This is a genomic window from Bernardetia sp. Wsw4-3y2 (assembly GCF_037126295.1).
GTDB lineage: Bacteria > Bacteroidota > Bacteroidia > Cytophagales > Bernardetiaceae > Bernardetia.
Genome location: NZ_CP147017.1, coordinates 413,376 through 426,520 on the forward strand (window position 1 = coordinate 413,376; position 13,145 = coordinate 426,520).

Below are 13,145 nucleotides of genomic sequence, written 5' to 3' on the forward strand. Positions count from 1 at the left end.
TTCTTTTACTAACAATAGTTTACCTTTGATAGACAGATTGGATATAAATTTCTTCATTTTGTTTAGTTTACTACTACAAAAGGAATTTTTTTAATTTTCAATATCCTGCTTTCTTTGCATTAACTATAAAACATAATGAATAAGATAAAAATAATTATAGAAAGAGAATATTTGACTAGAGTGCGCAAAAAGTCATTTATTGTTATGTCACTTTTAGCTCCTTTTTTGGTGGTTGCTTTGATGGTTATTCCTGCTTGGCTAACATCTTTAGACACAGGACAAACTATAGTTCAGGTAGTTGACGAAGGAAATTTATTAGATGGTCTTTCAGATATAGAGAATGTCAAGTTAATTTATCCTATTCAAAATAATCTTCAAGAAGCAAAAGAAAATTTAAAAGAAAAATCTAAAGACTTTGATGCTTTACTACTGATTCCAAAAGGAATAACGGCTGATAATACAGATGGTGTTTTGCTTTTGGCTGATAAAAACATTCCTATTCAATTAGAAAAAAAGATTGAAAGAGAAATTGCTAAAAAACTAGAGGAAAAAAAATTGGTTCAATTAGGACTTAATCCTGTTTTGATAAAAGAAGCTAAAACGAAAGTACAACTAAAAGTTACTCCTCTCTACTCAACAGAAACTCGTACCGATTCGACAGTTGCTAGTATTGTTGCTTATTTGAGTGCTGTTATGATTTATTTTTTCATTTTCTTGTACGGAGCGCAAGTGATGCGTGGTGTAATGGAGGAAAAAACAAACCGAATTGTAGAAGTAATTATTTCTTCTGTAAAGCCTTTTCAACTTATGTTAGGCAAAATAATTGGTGTGGCTTGTGTAGCTTTTACACAATTTTTAATTTGGATTGTGCTCGGTTTAGTTTTGTTTTTTGTAGTTTCTTCCGTTTTTTCCTTAGAGAATAATATGACTCAAGAAGAAGCACAAGCTATTATTGCACAATCTGGAGGAATGGCAGGACAATTAGAAACTGATTTGGCTGTCCAAAATATTTTAGAAACTGTACAAACACTTAATTTTCCTCTTATCATTGGAGCTTTTGGTTTTTATTTCATAATGGGTTATTTGGTATATGGTGCGCTTTATGGTGCTGTTGGTTCAATTGTAGACAATCAAACAGACACACAGCAATTTATGCTTCCTCTTACTATTCCATTAATTACAGCTATCGGAATTATAGGTTTGGTTGTAAATGATCCAGACGGAACAGTTGCTTTTTGGGCTTCCATGTTTCCTCTTACTTCGCCTATTATTATGATGGTCAGGATTCCATTTGAGCCACCTCTTTGGGAAGTATTTTTATCAATGATTATTTTATTCTTGACTTTCTTAGGAACAACTTGGCTTGTAGGAAGAATTTATAGAATAGGAATTTTGATGTACGGAAAAAAACCAACATACAGAGAAGTTTCTAAATGGCTTTTTTATAAGGCGTAGAAATAAAATTAGAAGTTAGATGTATGAAGTCAGAAGTAATGAAATACATATTTTTTACTCTTTGACTTCATATTTTAATAGAATAAAATCAATTACTTTTATCATCGTTTCAAAAAAGTATTGAGAGGGAATTCTGTTATTTTCCTCTTCGTTTTCTAGTACATCTCTGTCTAAACCTCGTTTTTGATGAGCAATTTGTAGCATGCACAAATCTTTACAAACAACTTTATTAGTCTGCTTTATATATACATTAGCCAAACTATTAAATCTCTTTAACTCATCATACATAAAATCATAATTACTTTCTGTAAAAATCTGATTCTCAAATTTAGAGGCAATTTCCTTGAGAACTTCTAATTTTTCTCGTTCTATTTTAGGTCTTGTGAAGATTTTTTTAAAGAACATAATCTATAAATTTGTTTAAGAATAAGGATAATAGGTTTATTCTTGTCGTTAAGTTAAAATATTACAAAGGCAGTGTTAGCTCAAACACTTTTTACCCCAAAATTCGTACAGCTAATTCTCTCAAAATTTCTTCATCTTTTGCACTACTATTTATTCCTTTTGATTGTGCATCAGCAATACGGAGAGCGTGTAAGACAAATAAAATTTTTGGAATATTATAATTACGAGCTGCAGCCGAATAATCTTTGACAAAAAACGGACTTACTTTCAAAATACCTGCTAATTCATTATTACTCTTTCCTTGATTTTTGTGTATCAAAATCAGTTTACAAAAATATCCAAAAAGAGAAGAAACAATCGGAATAACTGGGTTATCTTTTGGATTGGCTGCAAATGTATTTATTATTTTATGTGTTTTCAAACTGTTTCTCTGGGCAATTGCTCGTTGCAAATCAAAGACATTATATTCTTTTGTTGTTCCAATATATTTTTTGACTAGCTCAGTGGTGATTTGTGAAGGCTGCGAACCCACTTCTGCCTTACCAAAATTGAGCAATAATTTATCTATTTCATTGGCTAATCTTGAGAGTTCTATACCCACATTTTCAATGAGCCAAGCTGTTGCATCAGGTGTAATTCTATATTTTTTTTGTTGCAAGTAATTGCCAATCCAAGCAGGAACTTGGTTTTCATAAAGTGGTTTGGATTCTACCAAAATAGCATGTTTGTCTATCGCCTTAGCAAGTTTTGTATTGAGAGCTAACTTTTTATGTTTGTACAAAAATACCAAAACTGTAGTAGGAACTGCTTTTTCTGCATAATTTTGAAGTTGAGTTTTGGCAGTTTCTCTTCCAAAATCACTAATTTCCTGTGCCTCTTTCACAATTACTACTTGGCGCATTGCCATAACAGGAAACTGTTTGGCTTGCGAAATAATATCCTTCATCTGAATATCTTTTCCATACAAAACTGTTTGATTAAAACTTCTTTCTGACTTTTCTAAAGCATTTTCCTCAATATAATCTGAAATTTTGTCTATATAAAAAGACTCTTCTCCCATCAAAAAATAAAAAGGAGAAAATTTTCCTGCACTTAAATCTTTTAAAATTTCTTCTGGCTTTTTTGGCATAAATAGTTTTTTTTGTCGTCGCTAAAAGTGATTTTATTCTATTTTTCTACAAATATAATCTAAATTTGAGTGTATGTGTTGAATTGATTTTACAAAAATGTGTTTTTAAACTGATTTTACAAATGGCATATACATTGTAAACCATAAAGTATATTTGTTCGTTAAAACCACTTTTAGGTTTTACTACTTTTAATTTACTTATCTAATTTTAGTTATTTTATGAAAAATATTTTCAGACGATTTTACAGTTTAGCCATCGTAGCCATTTTAGCTATTTCACTTACTAGTTGTTTTGACTTGAAAGAAGAAGTTACCATCAATAAAGACGGTTCGGGTTCTTTTATTCAGACAATTGATTTGGGAAATAATCCAATGATACAAATGGCACTCAATATGCAAAGTGATTCGGCAAAGAGTGCAAATAAAGAAATGAATAAAATGGACTCTACTTTAGAAGAAACAAAAGCAAAATTATCTAAAGTAAAAGGAATTTCAAATATCAAAACAGCAGCTTCAACAGAAGGAATGAAGTTTACAGTAATGTATGATTTTGAAGATGTAGATGCACTCAATAGAGCCATAAATGCTTCTAAAGAGGAAAAAGAAGGCGAAGTAAAGATAATGCAGAAACAATACTCTTTCAAAAAGGGAGAGTTTACTAGAGCAAATTCTTTTTCAATGGGAGACAATGGAATGGATATGTCAGAAATTATGGGAGGAAAAAAAGATGACGATAAAGAACAAACCGAAGAAGAAAAAGCACAGATGAAACAGATGATGCAAATGTTTTTTGGAGGAGCAAATTATACTTATATTGTTCATGTTCCTAATCAAGTAAAATCATATTCTAATAAATCAAACACGACAGTTTCAGAAGATAAAAAAACATTAACTATGACAATTCCTTTTTTGGATTTGATGCAAGAAGATAAAAAAGTAGATATTGGGAATTCTGTAAAATTCAAATAATCTGCTCTTATGAATTATTTTCCTATCTCATCGATGATAGATAGATACACCAAAAATGGCAAAGAAAATACTGAACAAGAAATTTTGATTTATTCTTTTATAAAAAAACGGATTCAAGCTATTTTGAATCCGTTTTTTATTGATTTTTTTCTCGTTTTGTCTTCTTGTGATTATCTACCTTGCACGTCTAATACTTTCGTAAATTTCTTTAGTATTTTAAGTGTTGCAAAGATTAATAAACTTACTCCAAAAATAATATACCATTCGTTAGGAAGTCCGTACATAAATGTTTTGAAATAAAAACGAATACCAATAAAAACAGTAAAAATAAGCATCAAAGCAAAGAATCCGTTATACTCACGTTTCAAAACATTTTTGGCAGAAAACTCTAAGTTTGCACCATTGAAATTAGAAAAACGAGGAATAAAAGGAGGAACAGTTGAAGCCCAATCTAAATACTGTTGACCAAATTTGTTGCGCAAAAAATATTCTTCTGCATACATAATTCGCTCATAATATAACCAATATGCCAAAACAAAACACGTAATAAACCAAAAATTAGCTGTTAGCAGAGCTACACCCAGCCACATCAAGAAATTCCCTACATAAAGTGGATGTCTCACAATCGAATAAATTCCACTTGTATTAAGCGTTTCGGCTACTTGCTCTTTTGTATTTCTGCCAGAAGTTCCTTTTGGCGTGTGTCCAACAGTATAAGCTCGTACAAACTGCCCCAACAGCCCGACAGCCAAACAAACATATTCGTAATAGGAAAACCATTCTGGAAAGCCTTGACTCTGAGCTTGCCATGCATAAAGTCCTAACGCTACAAAAACAAAAGGGATTGGAAGAGTTCCTCTATGTTTGAATAAAAAATTACCTTCTTTGTCTAGTTCTTCAATTAATGCCATTTAGTAAGTTGGATTATGAGTTAATAGTTCTGTAAAAATGTTCTTATTTTTTTAGTGTTGCAAAGGTAAGGTATTTTATTTAGCTCTTAAAGTATGTGAAAACTTTATTATAACTTTAAATTATTATTTTTCAAAAACTCAATTTCTTCTTTTAGCTCAATTTTAAATTCTTTCTCTACTTTTTCTATATCAGAAATCAATTTTTGAATAAAATCTTGATGGCTTTTTCGGTTAGGAAAAAAAGGTCTATGAGCTAACGAAGAAGCTATTTTTTGCCATTTTTTTAAGAATAACTGAGTTTTATCATCAAAGTAATTTTCAGAAAACTTTCTCCAAATGTATTCTATTGCTTGAGCGTTTGGGTGCAGTAAATCAGATTCATAAAAACGATAATCACGCAAATCATCCAAAACGAGTTCATAAGAAGGAAAATAATTTACGTTTTCAAACTTTTCTGTAAGAAAATGCGCCAAAACTCTCAAGATAGATTTACTGACACTATTCTCCACCAAACCTTCCTTCAAATGACGAACAGGACTGACTGTAATTATAATTTGTTTTTCTTTCTCTCCAAATAAATTTATTTTCTTGATAAAATGCTCAAATTTCACTTTTGCAATTTCTAAGTCAATTAACTTTTTATTGAATAGATTTTTTGGTTGTTTGTGGCAATTTGAAATGGGTATTTTATTATTTCCATTTTCTCCCAATAATTCATACATAAAAGCCGTTCCGAAAGTCAGAATAATTGTATCTGCTTTTTCTAAAAATTCAAAAGTTTGTTTTGCTTTTAGTTTTACAATTGGTTTTAGTTCTTCTTTATCCTGACTAGCAATTTTGGAATGCAAATGATAATTATACCAAACTTCATCGTGCTGAATATAAAAATTTTCTAAATTATCCATCAAAACATCTCCATTTTTTTCCTCTATAATCCATTCTAAAAGCTGAATAACTGAAAGAGGATTAAAGATAACACCAAAAGGATTAATTAGTGTTTCGAATTTATTTTGAAGGAGTTTTTGTCCAATATTTTCTGAAAAACAAGAACCCATCGTAACTATTTTATTCGATAAATTTATTTTTTTTTGTAATGAAATAGGATGTAGTTCGGTTCTGAATTTCACGTTATTGAATTTATGAGTTGATTTTAGAATTTAGTTTGCCTTATTTTGTAAAAAAATACACGCAGACTAAAGCCCAATACTATTAAGCTAAGAAGTTCTGTTCCATAGGAACTTCATATTGGTAAAAAACGAAGAGAAAATCCTTCTTTTGTTCCGTTAGGAACTGCATATTGGTAGCATTTTGTTTGCAAATCGCACAAAACCTACCAATATATAACTCCTACGGAGTAAATGAAAACTAAATTCATATCTTTTCTGCCAATATGAAACTCTTACAGAGTAAATAAAAATTACTAATCCTTAGCTTAATAGCATTAAACTAAAGTCGGCGATACAGATAATTACAAAACTATGAAATATTTAATTGTTGGACTTGGAAATATTGGTTCAGAATACAAAAATACACGCCATAATGTAGGTTTTATGGCTGTCGATAAAATGGCAGAGTCAAAAGGAGTAACTTTTGAAACCAAACGCTATGCTGATGTAGCATCTTTCAAGCATAAAGGTAGAGCAATTTATATGATAAAACCTTCTACCTATATGAATTTGAGTGGAAAAGCTGTTCGTCATTGGCTGACCGAACTCAAAATAGAAATTGAAAACTGTTTGGTAATTGTTGATGATTTGGCGTTGCCTTTAGAAACCCTCAGAATGCGTAAAAAAGGTTCTGATGCAGGACATAACGGACTAAAAAATATTCAAGATTTGTTACAAACTCAAAATTATCCTCGTTTGCGTGTCGGAATTGGAGATAATTTTTCGAAAGGAAAACAAATTGATTTTGTTTTGGGCGAATTTGATAAAAATGAATCGGCTGCACTTCCTTTAATTTTGGATAAAATAGAAGAAATGACACTTTCTTTTTGTAGTATTGGAATTGATAGAACGATGAGTCAGTATAATTCATAATAGAATGGAGCTAGAAATAAAAAACTGCTTCAAGCGTAGCTATTTGAAGCAGTTTTTTTTAAATAAAGAATGAGAAACTAAACAAGCTCAACAGATTTATCAGCTAAAGTATTTTCATTCATTCATAATTTACCATTCATAATTTACCATCCATAATTCACAATTCTGCTTAGGCAACTTTCAAGCTACGCATCATTTCAGACTTTGTAAATTGGTCTTTCGCATATTCTTGTGTTATAACCAATTCTGTTTGATTCGGATTTGAAGGAACTTCATACATAGCTTCCAAAACAATCGTCTCACAAATAGAACGTAGCCCTCTTGCTCCCAAACCAGATTCCATAGCTTGTTCGACAATATAGTCTAATGCTTCTTCTTCAAATGTCAAATCTACATTTTCCATCTTGAAGAGTTTTTGATACTGTTTGGTAATTGCATTTCTTGGTTCTGTCAAAATATTTCTCAATGCTTCTTTATCTAATGGGTTGAGATGTGTAACGACAGGCATACGACCAATAAGTTCTGGTATAAGTCCGAAAGAACGCAAATCTTGAGCATTTACATATTGTAATATATTTCTCTCATCAATATTTCGGTTGCGTTCAGAATTACTTTCAAAACCTAACGATTTAGTATTCAATCTTTTAGCAATTTTTTTATCGATGCCATCAAATGCACCTCCACAAATAAATAAAATATTTTCTGTATTGACAGCAATCATCTTTTGGTCTGGGTGCTTGCGTCCTCCTTGTGGTGGAACATTTACAATACTTCCTTCCAAAAGTTTTAAAAGTGCTTGCTGAACACCTTCACCACTTACATCACGAGTAATAGACGGATTATCCGACTTACGAGCAATTTTATCAATCTCGTCAATAAAAACGATTCCACGTTCGGCAGCATAGACATCATAATCAGCAGCTTGCAGAAGACGAGTAAGAATGGTTTCTACATCTTCACCTACATAACCTGCTTCTGTAATAACAGTGGCATCAGCAATACAAAACGGAACTTGTAAAGCTCTAGCTAATGTTTTGGCAAGCAATGTTTTTCCTGTTCCTGTTTTACCAACCATCAAGATATTTGATTTTTCGATAACAATTCCGTCATCTATATCTGAATGAACTCCCATTGCCTGACCAGAACGCATCAATCTTTTATAATGATTATAGACAGCAACTGAAAGAATTTTCTTTGCTTTTTCTTGTCCAATAACATATTCATCTAAAAGTTTTCGCATTTCCATTGGTTTAATCAAATTCAATTTGACTTTACCTTTTTTGCGTGATAACTCTTCTTGTTGCCAAATTTGATGCGCTTGTTCGATACATTGATTACAAATTGTTACACCACCAGGTCCATCAACCATAAGCTGACGAGAACGAGCCGACGAGCCACAAAAATTACATGATTTTTCTTTAGCCATATTTTTAAAGACAATTACGAATTACGAATTAAAAATTACGAATTAGTAATTTATTAACTGTTATTCCAATGCATAATGAGCTAATATAAAATAGTTAAATTTCAATTAGCTTATTTGGTTTAGATTTTAAGATTACACAAATATCGTATTTTTTTTTCACTTATTTCCGAAGTGATTTAATATGTGTAATGACAGCATCAATTTGTTTGTCATTCAATATTCCATCATAAGCAGGCATATTTCCTTTTCCATTTTTGATTTGCATTTTAGAATCTGCATCAGAAATATTGCTTGTTTGAAGATTTTTTGCACCTGAAAGTCCTGCTGCACCATCTGCCCCATGACAATTTTCACAATATTGAGTATATAATTGTTTGCCATAAACGCTTGTTTCGGCTTCATTATAAACCATATCTTGTTTTTCTGGCTTCAAATAACTTTTCTTTTTTACTTCTGCAATTCCATACGCTGCAAAAAGCAAAACTACCGAAAGCACTGCTAATGCCTTATTTTTCTTTTTAAAACCAATAACAGCCAAAGGAATAGATGCAAAAACGGCTACAATTTTTATTAAAAAAAGTGTTTGAAATGGCTCTGCAACATTTGTCCACATTGCAATTCCTGTAACTAAAAAAAGAACACTCAAAATCACTTCGAAAATACGTGCAGGTTTGCTGGCTCTCATTTTATCCAAATTAGCTTCACTAAAAAGCAATAGAGCTAATTTAATAACATAAATAACTAGAAAAAGAAGGACGACTAATTTGTGTGTGTGCAAAAGTCCTGTATAAGCACCTGTTGGGATAGCGTTTAGCATTTGATTTTTTTTATAAAAACAGGGTTAAAACCCTGTTCAATTTATTTAATAGATATAAAATAAAAAAGGCGAATTTTCATTTGTAAAAAAACTTGCCGTTGTCGGTGTCTCACCGACGGCTTCACTAAACAGCTACATCATTCTGACGTAAAGCCTCATTCAAAGAAGTTTTTAAGTCTGTACTTTCGCTGCGTTGTCCGATAATCAAAGCACAAGGAACATTATATTTTCCAGCAGGGAATTTTTTGAGATAACTTCCAGGAATTACTACCGAACGAGGAGGAACATATCCACGATAAGTAACAGCTTCTTGTTTGGTTACATCAATAATTTTTGAGCTTCCTGTAATGGTTACATTTGCACCCAAAACAGCTTCTTTTCCAACTCTGACACCTTCTACCAAAATACAACGAGAACCGATAAAAGCACCATCTTCAATAATTACTGGAGCAGCCTGTACAGGTTCTAAAACGCCTCCAATTCCGACCCCACCACTCAAATGTACGTGTTTTCCTATTTGAGCACAGCTTCCGACGGTTGCCCAAGTATCCACCATTGTACCACTATCAACATACGCACCGATATTGACATAAGAAGGCATCATGACAACATCTCTATTGATAAAAGCTCCGTGTCTTGCAATCGCATGAGGAACGACACGAACGCCAAGGTCTGCATAATTTTTTTTCAATGGAATTTTGTCGTGAAATTCAAAAGGAGGACATTCGATAGTTTCCATTTTACGAAGAGGAAAATAAAGAATAACAGCTTTTTTTATCCATTCATGAACAGTCCATTCAGAAGCTATTTGTTGGTCAGCAAATTCAGTTGGTTCAATAGTGAGATTCAAATTTGGTTCTGCAACTCTTAAAACTCCTTTATCTAAATCTTCAATTGTTTGAAAAACAGCTTCTTGTACGACTGTATTTTTTAACAAAGTACGATCTAACCAAGCTGCTTCTATTAATTTTATACGTTCGTTCATGACTTTTATGGGAAATGTTGTATTTTTAGTGATTTATTTTGATTCAATTTCTACCTAACACATAGTTGTAGCATTTGTTTTTGATGCTATTTTTTGATTCTGCTAATTTACAAATGTACGAAGCAATAAAAAAACAGACAATTTTTTGAAGTGTCTGTTTTGGTTTTTTATGAAGTTGAGGTTTATCTTTCCAATTTATCAAAAGTCTTATTTTTCTTTGCAAAATACTGCCAAACAATACTTTTCGGATAGACAATAGAAGGGAGTTTTAATGTACCAAATTTATTTTGATTGTCTTTTCTTTTATTCAAAATAGAAGAAAGATTTGCATACATATAAAAATGAGCTTTTAAGATAGCTAGTGTAAACTTTGGTTTTCCCTCCAAAAGAAATTTAATTCCTGCTATTCCATCCAAAATCATTCTAAAATAGATTTTAAAAAATAGATTTTTTGAAGGTAAATTTTTGAGTAAAAGTGTCAATCCATTTCTAAAATTAAGATAGGTTTTTCTTTCACTCATTGGGTTCAACGTTCCTCCTCCCAAATGAAAAACGGTACTTTCATGGCAATAAACAATCTTTTTTCCTGTATGATGAATTCGCCAACACAAATCTATTTCTTCCATGTGAGCAAAGAAATCTTTATCTAGTCCTCCTAACTCGTGATACACTTCTGCACGAATTGCCATTGCTGCACCTGTCGCCCAAAAAATAGGAATTTGATTATTATATTGACCTTTATCTTCTTCTAAAGTATCAAAAATTCGTCCTCTACAAAAGGGATAACCCAAATAATCAATCATCCCACCTGCTGCTCCTGCGTGTTCGAAAAGGTGTTTGTGCGCATGCATTCTGATTTTTGGCTGAATAGCTGAAATATTCTTTTCTGTGTCTTTTTCAAAAATTTCTAAGATAGGATTAAGCCAATTTTGTGTAACTTCTACATCAGAATTAAGTAAAATATAATAATCAAATTGTTTTTCTGATTTCAGAATAGCTAATGCTTGATTATATCCTTCTGCAAAACCATAATTTTGAGTGAGTTCTATTCTTCTAATCTGTGGATAATTTTCTTTCAAATACTCAATAGAATTATCAGTAGAGGCATTATCGGCAATGATGATTTCTGTAAAATTATTCGTGCTATGCTCAATTACAGAAGGCAAAAAGACAGGAAAAAGTTTTTCTCCATTATAATTTAGGATAACAACAGCTATTTTTGAGTTCAATTTTTTATAGTTAAATATATCGTTAGTGAGGACACCAACAATGGCGATAATTAAATAAAATTACTTTTTGTTTTCTTTATAAGAATACACAAAATTAGACGTTTTTAGTGGAATAATTCCTTCTTGGTAATTTTTATGTGTATCTAAATAATCAAGAATTTGATTTTCTTCACTCAAAACAGAATTATCTGCTACTTCTTTACGAAATGAAAATGCCATAAATGCACCTACAATTCCACCAATAAGATGCGATTCCCAAGAAATATGTTCTAAAGCTGTTTTTTCTGATGGAAAAATAGTTTCTAACATTCCTGCATAAACAAACATAATTGTAAAACTAATTAGAAGTGAACGCCTATCTCTCCGAAAAACACCACTAAAAAACAGAAAACTAGCCAACGAATAAATCCAACCACTTGCACCAATATGATAAGCAGGACGAGCAAAAAGCCAAACTCCAATACCAGTTAGAAACAAATTTATCCACAAAACTTTTTCAGATAACGCAGGATAAAGCACAAAAAGTCCACTTCCAAGCATTATAAATGCAACTGTATTCGAACCCAAATGAATCCAGTCACCATGTAACCATGCACTCAAAAAAATACCGATAATTCCCTCTTTACTTCTAGGATAACCGACCCAGTGTGACCAGTTTTGTTCCCACATCCATTCAGTCAGATAAACTACCCAAAAAACAGAGGCTATAAGTAAAATATAGCGAATAGATTGCGAGATGGTTTGTGATTCTTTCATTTTTATTTCTTTAAAACCCTAAGAGCCTTAAAGACCCTTAGGGTTTGTTTGTTATACAGAAACAGTTTCTGCACTTCTTTCAATTTTCTTTACAAGTCCTTGCAATACTTTTCCTGCTCCACATTCTATAAATTTAGTAACTCCATCATTGTGCATATTTTGGATAGTTTGTGTCCAACGCACAGGTGCAGTCAGTTGAGCAATCAAATTTTCTTTGATTTTTGCAGGTTCTGTATAAGGCTTTGCATCTACGTTTTGATAAATTGGACAAGAAGGCGATTCAATATTTACCTCATTGATAGCAGCAGCCAGTTCTTCTCTAGCCGATTCCATCAAAGGCGAATGAAAAGCACCACCTACATTGAGCATCAAGGCACGTTTTGCGCCTGCTTGTTTCATTGCCTCACAAGCTAGTTCTACGCCTTTTATCGAACCTGAAATTACAAGTTGCCCAGGGCAGTTGTAGTTTGCAGGAACTACAATTTCCTCTATTCCTTCACATACTTTCTCAGCCGTTTCATCGTCTAAAGCCAAAATAGCAGCCATAGTAGAAGGTTCTTTTTCACAGGCTTTCTGCATTGCTTCTGCACGAACTTTTACAAGTCTTAGTCCATCTTCGAAAGAGAGCGCACCAGCAGCCACAAGTGCCGAAAATTCTCCCAAAGAATGTCCTGCAACAGCATCAGGTTTGAAATTTTCAGTTACTTTTGCCAAAATGACAGAGTGAAGAAAAATAGCAGGTTGAGTAACATTGGTTTGTTTGAGGTCTTCTTCTGTTCCTTCAAACATCAAATCTGTAATTCTGAAACCTAAAATTTCGTTTCCTTTTTCGAAAAGCTCTTTGGCTGTTTCGTTAGTTTCATATAATTCTTTGCCCATTCCGACAAATTGTGAGCCTTGTCCAGGAAAAATGTATGCGTTCATGTATTTTGTTGTGTTTTATGATTTTTGTAAATTAAGATTTGTAAATTGATTCAAAATTAATAAAATTATAGAACTCAATAGCTTTTTGGATTATCAGAAT

Annotated in this window: 13 protein-coding genes; 3 read left to right on the forward strand and 10 right to left on the reverse strand. The window is 32.1% G+C overall.

What is annotated here, in order from left to right; translation table 11 throughout:
* Positions 1-135: 135 nt before the first annotated feature.
* Entirely contained in the window at positions 136-1,455 is a 1,320-nt protein-coding gene (locus tag V9L05_RS01705) for an ABC transporter permease (protein ID WP_338791224.1), read from the forward strand.
* 54 nt (positions 1,456-1,509) lie between these two features.
* On the opposite strand, the gene V9L05_RS01710 is transcribed toward V9L05_RS01705, so the two are convergent.
* Positions 1,510-1,860, reverse strand: a complete 351-nt coding sequence (locus V9L05_RS01710; protein ID WP_338814136.1) for a hypothetical protein — start codon at positions 1,858-1,860, stop codon at positions 1,510-1,512.
* 91 nt (positions 1,861-1,951) lie between these two features.
* Complete coding sequence (gene holA / locus V9L05_RS01715; RefSeq protein WP_338814137.1) at positions 1,952-2,989, reverse strand: DNA polymerase III subunit delta; 1,038 nt, start codon at positions 2,987-2,989, stop codon at positions 1,952-1,954.
* 219 nt (positions 2,990-3,208) lie between these two features.
* Here holA and V9L05_RS01720 point away from each other — a divergent pair, with 219 nt between their 5' ends.
* Positions 3,209-3,958: a hypothetical protein gene (locus V9L05_RS01720; protein WP_338791220.1), complete on the forward strand. Its 750-nt coding sequence runs from the start codon at positions 3,209-3,211 to the stop codon at positions 3,956-3,958.
* 170 nt (positions 3,959-4,128) lie between these two features.
* On the opposite strand, the gene V9L05_RS01725 is transcribed toward V9L05_RS01720, so the two are convergent.
* Complete coding sequence (locus V9L05_RS01725; protein ID WP_338814138.1) at positions 4,129-4,869, reverse strand: isoprenylcysteine carboxylmethyltransferase family protein; 741 nt, start codon at positions 4,867-4,869, stop codon at positions 4,129-4,131.
* A 107-nt stretch (positions 4,870-4,976) separates the two neighbouring features.
* Positions 4,977-5,996, reverse strand: coding sequence for a GSCFA domain-containing protein (locus tag V9L05_RS01730; protein WP_338814139.1), 1,020 nt, complete (start codon positions 5,994-5,996; stop codon positions 4,977-4,979).
* A 351-nt stretch (positions 5,997-6,347) separates the two neighbouring features.
* Here V9L05_RS01730 and pth point away from each other — a divergent pair, with 351 nt between their 5' ends.
* Positions 6,348-6,908: an aminoacyl-tRNA hydrolase gene (pth, locus tag V9L05_RS01735; RefSeq protein WP_338814140.1), complete on the forward strand. Its 561-nt coding sequence runs from the start codon at positions 6,348-6,350 to the stop codon at positions 6,906-6,908.
* A 169-nt stretch (positions 6,909-7,077) separates the two neighbouring features.
* Here pth and clpX read toward each other — a convergent pair whose 3' ends face one another.
* The 6 genes from clpX to fabD form a co-directional block, all read right to left on the reverse strand.
* Positions 7,078-8,334 carry an ATP-dependent Clp protease ATP-binding subunit ClpX gene (gene clpX, locus V9L05_RS01740; RefSeq protein ID WP_338791215.1) on the reverse strand — a complete coding sequence of 419 codons (1,257 nt, stop codon included), beginning with the start codon at positions 8,332-8,334 and terminating at the stop codon, positions 7,078-7,080.
* A 160-nt stretch (positions 8,335-8,494) separates the two neighbouring features.
* Positions 8,495-9,151, reverse strand: coding sequence for a cytochrome c (locus V9L05_RS01745; RefSeq protein WP_338814141.1), 657 nt, complete (start codon positions 9,149-9,151; stop codon positions 8,495-8,497).
* 124 nt (positions 9,152-9,275) lie between these two features.
* On the reverse strand, positions 9,276-10,136 hold the full coding sequence (locus V9L05_RS01750; RefSeq protein ID WP_338814142.1) for a 2,3,4,5-tetrahydropyridine-2,6-dicarboxylate N-succinyltransferase: 861 nt from the start codon (positions 10,134-10,136) through the stop codon (positions 9,276-9,278).
* A gap of 182 nt (positions 10,137-10,318) precedes the next feature.
* Entirely contained in the window at positions 10,319-11,365 is a 1,047-nt protein-coding gene (locus tag V9L05_RS01755; protein WP_338791212.1) for a glycosyltransferase, read from the reverse strand.
* Between the two features lie 60 nt (positions 11,366-11,425).
* Positions 11,426-12,121 carry a rhomboid family intramembrane serine protease gene (locus V9L05_RS01760; RefSeq protein WP_338814143.1) on the reverse strand — a complete coding sequence of 232 codons (696 nt, stop codon included), beginning with the start codon at positions 12,119-12,121 and terminating at the stop codon, positions 11,426-11,428.
* A 51-nt stretch (positions 12,122-12,172) separates the two neighbouring features.
* The gene (gene fabD, locus V9L05_RS01765; RefSeq protein ID WP_338791210.1) at positions 12,173-13,045 is read right to left on the reverse strand and encodes an ACP S-malonyltransferase; all 873 of its coding nucleotides are present in this window, start codon (positions 13,043-13,045) and stop codon (positions 12,173-12,175) included.
* Positions 13,046-13,145: the final 100 nt, after the last annotated feature.

Excerpts from the sequence above, each read along its gene's own strand:
- V9L05_RS01705 (WP_338791224.1), top strand. The coding sequence starts at position 136 with ATGAATAAGATAAAAATAATTATAGAAAGAGAATATTTGACTAGAGTG.
- V9L05_RS01710 (WP_338814136.1), bottom strand. The coding sequence starts at position 1,860 with ATGTTCTTTAAAAAAATCTTCACAAGACCTAAAATAGAACGAGAAAAA.
- holA (WP_338814137.1), bottom strand. The coding sequence starts at position 2,989 with ATGCCAAAAAAGCCAGAAGAAATTTTAAAAGATTTAAGTGCAGGAAAA.
- V9L05_RS01720 (WP_338791220.1), top strand. The coding sequence starts at position 3,209 with ATGAAAAATATTTTCAGACGATTTTACAGTTTAGCCATCGTAGCCATT.
- V9L05_RS01725 (WP_338814138.1), bottom strand. The coding sequence starts at position 4,869 with ATGGCATTAATTGAAGAACTAGACAAAGAAGGTAATTTTTTATTCAAA.
- pth (WP_338814140.1), top strand. The coding sequence starts at position 6,348 with ATGAAATATTTAATTGTTGGACTTGGAAATATTGGTTCAGAATACAAA.
- clpX (WP_338791215.1), bottom strand. The coding sequence starts at position 8,334 with ATGGCTAAAGAAAAATCATGTAATTTTTGTGGCTCGTCGGCTCGTTCT.
- V9L05_RS01745 (WP_338814141.1), bottom strand. The coding sequence starts at position 9,151 with ATGCTAAACGCTATCCCAACAGGTGCTTATACAGGACTTTTGCACACA.
- V9L05_RS01750 (WP_338814142.1), bottom strand. The coding sequence starts at position 10,136 with ATGAACGAACGTATAAAATTAATAGAAGCAGCTTGGTTAGATCGTACT.
- V9L05_RS01760 (WP_338814143.1), bottom strand. The coding sequence starts at position 12,121 with ATGAAAGAATCACAAACCATCTCGCAATCTATTCGCTATATTTTACTT.
- fabD (WP_338791210.1), bottom strand. The coding sequence starts at position 13,045 with ATGAACGCATACATTTTTCCTGGACAAGGCTCACAATTTGTCGGAATG.